The sequence below is a fragment of the Aeromonas sp. QDB54 genome (assembly GCF_027707385.1).
Classification (GTDB): Bacteria; Pseudomonadota; Gammaproteobacteria; order Enterobacterales; family Aeromonadaceae; genus Aeromonas; species Aeromonas hydrophila.
In genome coordinates, this window is the sequence record NZ_JAPCIT010000060.1 from 1 (window position 1) to 3,294 (window position 3,294).

Consider the following 3,294-nt stretch of genomic DNA (forward strand, 5'->3'; position numbering starts at 1 on the left):
CAGACTGTAAATCTGACGGCTCTGCCTTCGAAGGTTCGAATCCTTCTCCCTCCACCATCATTCAAGAAAACCCGGCCCAGTGCCGGGTTTTCGCTTTTCATGCCTTTCTCCATTTGACACTGTCAGATCTGACAATTGCCTGTCGGCCCGCTTTTGGAAACAGTATTGCCATCACATCAAGAGACATGACCATGTTCGAGATCTGGGATGAAAAGGGACAGGCAACCGGGCTGAGTCTGCCGCAGCTGCAGCAACGACTCAGCTCCTATCGCGGCGAGGTGATGGTGCGTTACATCAACCGCATCGGCCTGCCGACCACTCTGTTTCTGACCGTCGACCAGGGCCTTGCCTATCAGCGCTTCAAAGCCGATACCCCCCTGCTCGACTGGGCCTGGCTGGCACAGGCCGTACAGCCCGCCCCCTCCTCCGGTCATCCTGCGTTGTCATCAGAGAGCCACAGCAGGCTGACGACAGTCTCGGGATAGTGCCGCTAGCTCATCGACAAGTTGTTGCAAAACATCGCGAAATTTCGTCAACTCCACCTCGCATCGTGCACGCCCATCTTTGCGGATTTGCTCTTCCAGATGCCATGCCTGCTCTGCTACTTCGTCAATCCTCATCATGGCTATCGTTCCCGCCTGTCGATGCACCCAATCTGCAAGCGCCTTGTCATCCTTATGGCTCAAGCCAAGGGACTGTTCCAGATCCTGACGAAACGACAGCAGCATTGTCTCAAGTGAAGAACCAAATGTAGCCTGCAACAGGTTGATGTCGAGCAACCTGGGTACCGGCAATATCTGCCACTTCACCAGCATCTGGCTAAGTCCATCCATGAGTACGGGCTTGCCCAATACATCATTCATACCGGCCGCCAGACAACGCTGCGCCTGCTCCGGCAGTACGTTGGCCGTCATGGCAATGATGGGGAGTTGTGCCAATCCCTCTGTGGCCCGCACCCGGCGGGTAAACTCATAACCATCCATCACCGGCATCTGGCAATCGCACAGGATCAGGTCATAGCGATGAAAAGTCAGCATGGCGAGCGCCTGTCGACCATTTTCAGCCAGATCGCACTGCAGATTGAGCTGTTTGAGCTGGCGCTGCACCAGAACCTGATTCAGGTGGTGATCCTCGACGACCAGCAATCGCTGTGGCAACAGTGGTTCATCCGCTCCAACTGACGACAAATCGGACGACAGTTGCTCGGCCAGGCCCAGCTGGCGATAACAGACATCCCTCACGGCCTGCCAGGTTAGGGGATTACTGTTGAGGCAATAATGACCATCATCACCAAGCTGATAACCCAGCACATTGCCAAACGGCACGACCCGGATGGCGGCCGGCTCATTCAGGTCACCAAACAACAAGTGCACACTCTGTGGGGCTTCACACAGCCGCAACCCCAGCGACAGCAGATGCAGCCGCAGCTGGTGGTGCAGTTTGCCATCCGGCAATGCCATAAAGGCACTCAGCCCCGCCAGCTTGGGATCCGGCTCATGGCGCGCTTCCAGTACCAGGGGGATGGACAAGCCAATATAGGTACCTAGCCCTGGGGCACTCTCAAGCCTCAATCGCCCCCCCATCAGCGTCGCCAGCGTCCGGCTGATACTGAGACCGAGTCCGGTCCCCCCATAACTGCGGGTCGTGGCGCCATCCGCCTGCTCGAAGGCATTGAAAACACGGGCCTGCACATCTTCGCTCATGCCGATGCCGGTATCCCGCACCCCAAGCAACAACCACTGCTCTTCATTTGTCTCTCCCTCTACCCTGATCGACAGTTCGATGAAGCCGCGCTCGGTGAACTTGATCGCATTGCTGGCCAGGTTGAACAGCACCTGCTTGAGCCTCAGCACATCACCATAGAAGCGGGCGCCCACTTCATCATCAACACGCAGATAGAGTTGCAACCCTTTGCGCTGCAACTCGCTACTGGTCATTGTCAGCACGCTGTCGATGAGCTCACGCAGCAGAAAGCTGGTGGGTGCCAACTCCATCTTGCCGGCATCCAGCTTGGAGTAATCCAGCACATTGCCGATCAGCTGGAGCAGTCCTTCCGCCCCCTGATTGATGATGCCCACCATCTGGCGCTGCTCCGGATCGAGCGAGGTAAAACGCAGCTGTTCCGCCATGCCGATGATGCCGTTCATGGGGGTCCGGATTTCGTGGCTCATGGTGGCGAGGAAATCGGCCTTCTGCCTGGCGGCCAGCTCGGCCGCCTCCTTGGCAAAGGCCAGATCGGCCTCCACCTGGCGCCGGCGGGTTATCTCCTGGCGCAGGTGAAAGTACGCGATAGAGAGTGAAAGAATAAACAGGGTGATACCGGCACCGACAGGGATCAGGGTACTAACCAGCTTGTGCCACGAGATCCCTTCGTTGTAGTTCACCGCCAGCCAGCTATTGCGGATCTGCCGCTTTTCCTTGTCACTCATGCTGGCGAGTACCCGATTGATGAGCGGCAGCAGCGGGGCATAGGCATCTCTCACCGCGACCGCCAGCTCATCTCTGAAAGGAGTGGGAGCGACAATATGCAGCGAGTCATCAAAATACTCGTTGATGAGCCGTGATATCACCGCCAGATTGCCCATATAGGCATCCCCCTTGCCGGAGGCCACCATCGCCAACCCCTCTCTTGGGCTGGAAACAACCGTGGTCTGTATGTCAGGGATCCGGGACTTCAACTCGGCGATCAACAAGCTGTCGGTGACGATCAAGTGCTTGCCCGCCAGCTCTGCAAATCCCCCAAAAGTGCTGCTGCCACGAGACATGGCAATGACCACGGGAAAGGACGCAATAGGTTGGCTCACCTGCCAACCCGCAACCCTCTGGCTGATTCGAATAGGAATGACTGCAATATCAGCGTCTTGATGGAGCAATGCCTGCAGCAACTCTGGCCAACTCTGATCAACACGGTATTGATAGGCCAAGCCCAGCTTGTCCTTGAACACATCCAGATAGTCGCCTATCAACCCCGTCAATTTACCCTCGTGATCCGCATAGGAAAACGGCACCCACCCAGGAATAAAACCCAGCCTAAGGGGAGGCAGACGGGAGAGCCACTCACGCTCATCAGGGCGCAGTAAAAAACCGCTGTGCCCCTGAAAACTCAAACTGCTGTCACCCAGCCAGCTTTGCTCCAGAGCGCTGCGCTCCTCTACCGTCAGCGCCTGAATCGCGGTATCAAACCGGACTCCCAGTCTGGATTTATGTTTGCTGATACCAAGGGAAGGTGCGAATAAGCGGGGAAATTCTTCTCGGCTGACTCAGTCATTTCATTTCTTCATGTTTGAGCCGATT

At 56.6% G+C, this 3,294-nt stretch carries 2 protein-coding genes; one reads left to right on the plus strand and one right to left on the minus strand.

Features of this window, described 5'->3' with window-relative positions:
* The first annotated feature begins 191 nt into the window (after window positions 1-191).
* Window positions 192-485 (plus strand): hypothetical protein, encoded by a 294-nt coding sequence (locus PG881_RS23705; RefSeq protein WP_270803270.1) that lies wholly within the window; start codon window positions 192-194, stop codon window positions 483-485.
* On the opposite strand, the gene PG881_RS23710 is transcribed toward PG881_RS23705, so the two are convergent.
* Window positions 447-3,107 (minus strand): response regulator, encoded by a 2,661-nt coding sequence (locus PG881_RS23710; RefSeq protein ID WP_270803272.1) that lies wholly within the window; start codon window positions 3,105-3,107, stop codon window positions 447-449. The two genes, PG881_RS23705 and PG881_RS23710, sit on opposite strands and share 39 nt — an antisense overlap.
* Window positions 3,108-3,294: the final 187 nt, after the last annotated feature.

Bases quoted from the DNA above. Each gene is read 5' to 3' on its own strand.
- PG881_RS23705 (WP_270803270.1), top strand. From the start codon at position 192: ATGTTCGAGATCTGGGATGAAAAGGGACAGGCAACCGGGCTGAGTCTG.